Raw genomic sequence first — 5014 nt, 5'->3', positions numbered from 1 at the left:
CTTCTGCTCCTCCCACGTCGCGTACGCCTCACGCTGCCCCTGCAGCCCCGCGACGTTCCCGCGGGCGGCGTCGAGCTGGGCCTGCGCGGCCGCCCGGTTGCTCTCGATCTGCGCCTTCTTCGCCGCCTGGTCCTGCAACGCCGAGCGGGCGATCGCGATCGCCTGCTCGGCCAGCGACTTCTTCGACGCGGCCTGGTCGGCGGCCACGTCCGCCTGCTGCTTCGCCTCGCGCGCCGCGGAATCCTTGTTGGCCTGGGCGGTCCGGGCGCGCTGCAGGCCCTCGAGCACCGCGTTCTGGCTGGTGGCGAGGAGTTTCAGCACCTGCGCGCGGTCGAGGACGTCACCGGGGCCCTGGGCGCCCAGGTACGTCGAGATCGCGGACACGTTGGTGCCCTGCGTGTAGCTCGACCGGGCGTACTTGTCGAAGTCCTTCTGCGCCAGCTCGATCTGCGCTCCGGCGTCGCGCAACGCCTGCTGGGAGGCCCCGACCACGCTGGCGGCCAGATCGGCGGCGCTGCGGGCGTTCTGCAGATCGACCAGCGCGCGGTTCACGTCCTCGCGTTTGATGGCGACCTCGTTGTCGAGCTGGGCGAGTTGCTGATCCGCGGCGGCGACCTGGTTGATCAGTTCGCTGACCTGCCCGAGACCCGCCGACACCTGGGTCTGCGCCTGCGCGATGTCGGAGTCGGACGGGTTCGGCGGCGGGGGCGGCACCGCGGCGGCCAGTCCGGGTGTGCTGCCGACCAGCGCCCCGACGATGCCCAGTCCGATCAGGAGGCGCACGGCGCGAGCGCGCCTGCGGGAGAAGCTGCGGTGCCCCACTCCAGCTCGTGCTTGTCGCTTCACAACTCTCTCCCTCGGTTCTGCACCGATCGCGCAGGCCGCGCCGTGCTCGTCGTGGGGAGAAATTTGCGGCAGCCACACCTTCCGTGTTCCGGCGACACCGACATACGCCGGAACGCCGTCACTCTGGACGTCAATCACCAGCCTGCGACACTTCTTCCCCAAGAGCGCCAAATGCACCGTACGACACTTCCGGACTCTATGGAAACTTTAGTCACAAATAACACATGAGTAATTTGACCAGCGGAAATGTCGAACTGTGAATCGTCGGCGCCATTTACGCGCATCGACGCAGGCAGCGGCCGCACACGGGCGAATCGTGAAATTGCCGCCGAGTTATCCCGGGAATTCGGACGGCGTCAGGGCTTCTGTCGCTCGTACGTCGTGCCGGCGCCCGCGGCACCATTGCCCTTTTTCGCGGCGTCGCCGTCCTTCGAGCCGGACACCCGGCGCGACTTCGCGAAGAACGTCGCCGCCGACGCGATGACGACGATCGCCACGATGACGGCGGTGAACAGGGCCCACGGCGGCCCCGGCTCGATCACCTCGTCGACGAAGTGATTCGCGGAGACCACCGCGTCGCCGGTGTACGTGCGGTCCTGCCCCGACTCGAGCAGCACCCGGCTGATCGAATCGCTGTACGTGCCGACCCAGCTGGGGCTCAGCACCAGAACGGTGCCGCCCTCCTCCGCGCCGACCTCGGTCGCGAGGTCACGCAACTGCGAGTCGCGGCCGGGATCCTCGTCCAGCACCACGATGCTCAGCTTGATGCCGTGCTCGGCCGCGCGGTCGACGACGGCGGCGAGTTCACCGGTCTCGTCGGACGGTGCCGACACTCCGTCGTCGGACACGTCCGCGACCACGTCGGAGACGTCGATGTCTTCCGGAAGGTCCGTCGACAACGGGAGGGCCGAATGGACGGGAACCGTGACACGGGCAGGAAGTGCGGTGGCGATAGGGGCAGGCATCTCTCATCCGGGTGTGCTGTAGGAACGTAAGCCTCGCGTGAACACTACGTGAGGAGTCCCCGAAGTTCCGTTCCGCGCGGGTGCGTCCCTGCCGCGGTAGTGGAGAATCGCCGGGAGTACGGGCCCGTTTCCGCCCCGAATTCTCACAGGACAAGCGTACTGTTAGACTATCGGAGGTACCGCGGTAGGGGCCGATTCCGTCATCGCTAGCACGACAGCGCACACGGATCAGTCGTGCCCGCAGTGCCTGCAGCCGTCGACACAGCCCCGTCGGTGGCGACCCTCACATAGACGAGTGGAGCTGACGTGAGCACCAGTATTGATTCATTCGGAGCAAAGGGAACCCTCGAGGTCGGTGAGAACTCCTACGAGATCTTCCGACTCGCGGCCGTCCCCGGCACCGAGAAGTTGCCTTACTCCCTGAAGGTTCTCGCCGAGAACCTTCTCCGCACCGAAGACGGAGCCAACATCACCGCGGATCACATCCGCGCAATTGCAGGCTGGGATCCCTCGGCTCAGCCGAGCATCGAAATCCAGTTCACGCCGGCTCGCGTGATCATGCAGGACTTCACCGGCGTTCCCTGCGTCGTCGACCTCGCCACCATGCGTGAGGCTGTCACCACCCTCGGCGGCGACCCCAACAAGGTCAACCCGCTCTCCCCCGCCGACATGGTCATCGACCACTCGGTCATTCTCGACATCTTCGGCCAGGCCGATGCACTCGAGCGCAACGTGGACCTCGAATACGAGCGCAACGGCGAGCGTTACCAGTTCCTCCGCTGGGGCCAGGGCGCATTCGACGACTTCAAGGTCGTCCCCCCGGGAATGGGCATCGTTCACCAGGTCAACATCGAATACCTGGCACCGACCGTCATGGCACGCAACGGCCAGGCCTACCCCGACACCTGCGTCGGCACCGACTCGCATACCACCATGGTCAACGGCCTGGGCGTGCTGGGCTGGGGCGTCGGCGGCATCGAAGCCGAGGCAGCCATGCTCGGCCAGCCGGTCTCCATGCTCATCCCCCGCGTCGTCGGCTTCAAGCTCTCCGGGGAGATCAAGCCCGGCGTCACCGCGACCGACGTCGTGCTCACCGCCACCGAGATGCTCCGCAAGCACGGCGTGGTCGGCAAGTTCGTCGAGTTCTACGGCAAGGGTGTTGCCGAGGTTCCGCTCGCGAACCGCGCGACCCTGGGCAACATGAGCCCCGAATTCGGTTCCACCGCAGCGATCTTCCCGATCGACAGCGAGACGATCGACTACCTGCGCCTCACCGGCCGCAGCGACGAGCAGCTCGCCCTCGTCGAGGCCTACGCCAAGGAACAGGGCCTGTGGCACGATCCCGACAACGAGCCCGTCTTCTCCGAGTACATCGAGCTCGATCTGGGAACCGTCGTTCCCTCGATCGCCGGCCCGAAGCGTCCGCAGGACCGAATCCTGTTGTCGGAGTCGAAGACCGCGTTCCGCAAGGACATCCACAACTACGTGGAAGAGAACTATCCGACCGAGCACACTCAGCTCGACGAGGCCGTCGAGGAATCCTTCCCGGCGTCCGACCCCGCGGTTCTGTCGTTTGCCGATGACGGAGCAGTCGACGTTCTCTCCGCCGCCAACGGCGCAGAAGGCCGCCCGAGCAAGCCGGTTGTCGTCAAGTCCGACGCAGGCGAGTTCGTTCTCGACCACGGCGCCGTCGTCGTCGCCGGCATCACGTCCTGCACCAACACGTCCAACCCGTCGGTCATGCTCGGCGCGGCGCTGCTCGCGCGGAATGCCGTCGAGAAGGGCCTCGCCACCAAGCCGTGGGTCAAGACCAACATGGCACCCGGTTCACAGGTTGTCACCGACTACTACGAGAAGGCCGGCCTCTGGCCGTACCTCGAGAAGCTCGGCTACTACCTCGGCGGCTACGGATGCACCACGTGCATCGGCAACACCGGCCCGCTGCCCGAGGCAGTGTCCAAGGCCATCAACGACAACGACCTGTCGGTCACCGCGGTGCTCTCGGGCAACCGCAACTTCGAGGGACGCATCTCCCCCGACGTCAAGATGAACTACCTGGCCTCCCCGCCGCTCGTCATCGCCTACGGCCTTGCGGGAACCATGGACTTCGACTTCGAAACCGACTCGCTCGGCGACGACAGCGAGGGCAACCCCGTGTACCTGAAGGACATCTGGCCGTCCACGCAGGAGATCGAAGAGACCATCAAGACGGCGATCAGCCAGGACATGTTCCGCAAGTCCTACGCCACGATCTTCGCGGGCGACAGCCGCTGGCAGAACCTCTCCACCCCCGAGGGTGACACCTTCGAGTGGGACGAGAACTCGACCTACGTCCGCAAGGCTCCGTACTTCGACGGCATGCCGAAGGATCCGGCTCCGGTCAAGGACATCAAGGGCGCTCGCGTCCTCGCCCTGCTCGGCGACTCGGTCACCACCGACCACATCAGCCCGGCAGGCCCGATCAAGTCCGGCACCCCTGCCGCGCAGTACCTCGATTCCCACGGCGTCGAGCGCAAGGACTACAACTCGCTCGGCTCGCGTCGCGGTAACCACGAGGTGATGATCCGCGGAACGTTCGCGAACATCCGTCTGCGCAACCAGCTCCTCGACGACGTCTCCGGTGGCTACACCCGCGACTTCACCCAGGACGGCGGCCCGCAGGCCTTCATCTACGACGCGTCGCAGAACTACCAGAAGGCCGGCATCCCGCTGGTCGTCCTGGGCGGCAAGGAGTACGGCTCCGGATCGTCGCGCGACTGGGCCGCCAAGGGCACCAGCCTCCTCGGCGTCAAGGCCGTCATCACCGAGTCGTTCGAGCGCATCCACCGCTCCAACCTCATCGGCATGGGCGTCGTTCCGCTGCAGTTCCCGGCCGGCGAGTCGGCTGCGTCGCTGAAGCTCGACGGCACCGAGACCTTCGACATCGAAGGCGTCGAGAAGCTCAACGAGGGCGTCACCCCGAAGACCATGAAGGTCACGGCGACGCGTGAGAACGGCGAGAAGGTCGTGTTCGACGCAGTCGTACGCATCGATACCCCCGGTGAAGCGGATTACTACCGCAACGGCGGCATCCTGCAGTACGTGCTCCGCAACATGATCAAGGGCTAGGCGCTCTAGGCGCTCCGCGCCTGTGCGTGTTTCCGGCCCGAACCGGCACCGAGCGCGCACGACCACTTCGAGCGGAACTCACCGTCCCGAATGAC

The 5014-nt window shown here is 66.1% G+C and carries 3 protein-coding genes; 1 reads left to right on the top strand and 2 read right to left on the bottom strand.

Features of this window, described 5'->3' with window-relative positions; genetic code table 11:
• Together ACFTZB_RS42825 and ACFTZB_RS42820 are read right to left on the bottom strand one after the other, a co-directional pair.
• Nucleotides 1-822: coiled-coil domain-containing protein (locus ACFTZB_RS42825; RefSeq protein ID WP_378441602.1), on the bottom strand; the 822-nt coding region annotated here is incomplete at its 3' end.
• A gap of 380 nt (nucleotides 823-1202) precedes the next feature.
• Nucleotides 1203-1811, bottom strand: coding sequence for a DUF6676 family protein (locus tag ACFTZB_RS42820; protein WP_378441599.1), 609 nt, complete (start codon nucleotides 1809-1811; stop codon nucleotides 1203-1205).
• A gap of 306 nt (nucleotides 1812-2117) precedes the next feature.
• Here ACFTZB_RS42820 and acnA point away from each other — a divergent pair, with 306 nt between their 5' ends.
• A complete protein-coding gene (gene acnA, locus ACFTZB_RS42815; protein WP_378441597.1) occupies nucleotides 2118-4919 on the top strand; it encodes an aconitate hydratase AcnA in 2802 nt (933 codons plus the stop codon).
• The last annotated feature ends 95 nt before the right edge of the window (nucleotides 4920-5014 follow it).

The organism is Rhodococcus sp. NPDC057014, assembly GCF_042673295.1.
Taxonomy (GTDB): Bacteria; Actinomycetota; Actinomycetes; order Mycobacteriales; family Mycobacteriaceae; genus Rhodococcus_F.
Note: the sequence above shows the minus strand (reverse complement) of the source record. Positions and strands in the feature narration are given on the sequence as shown.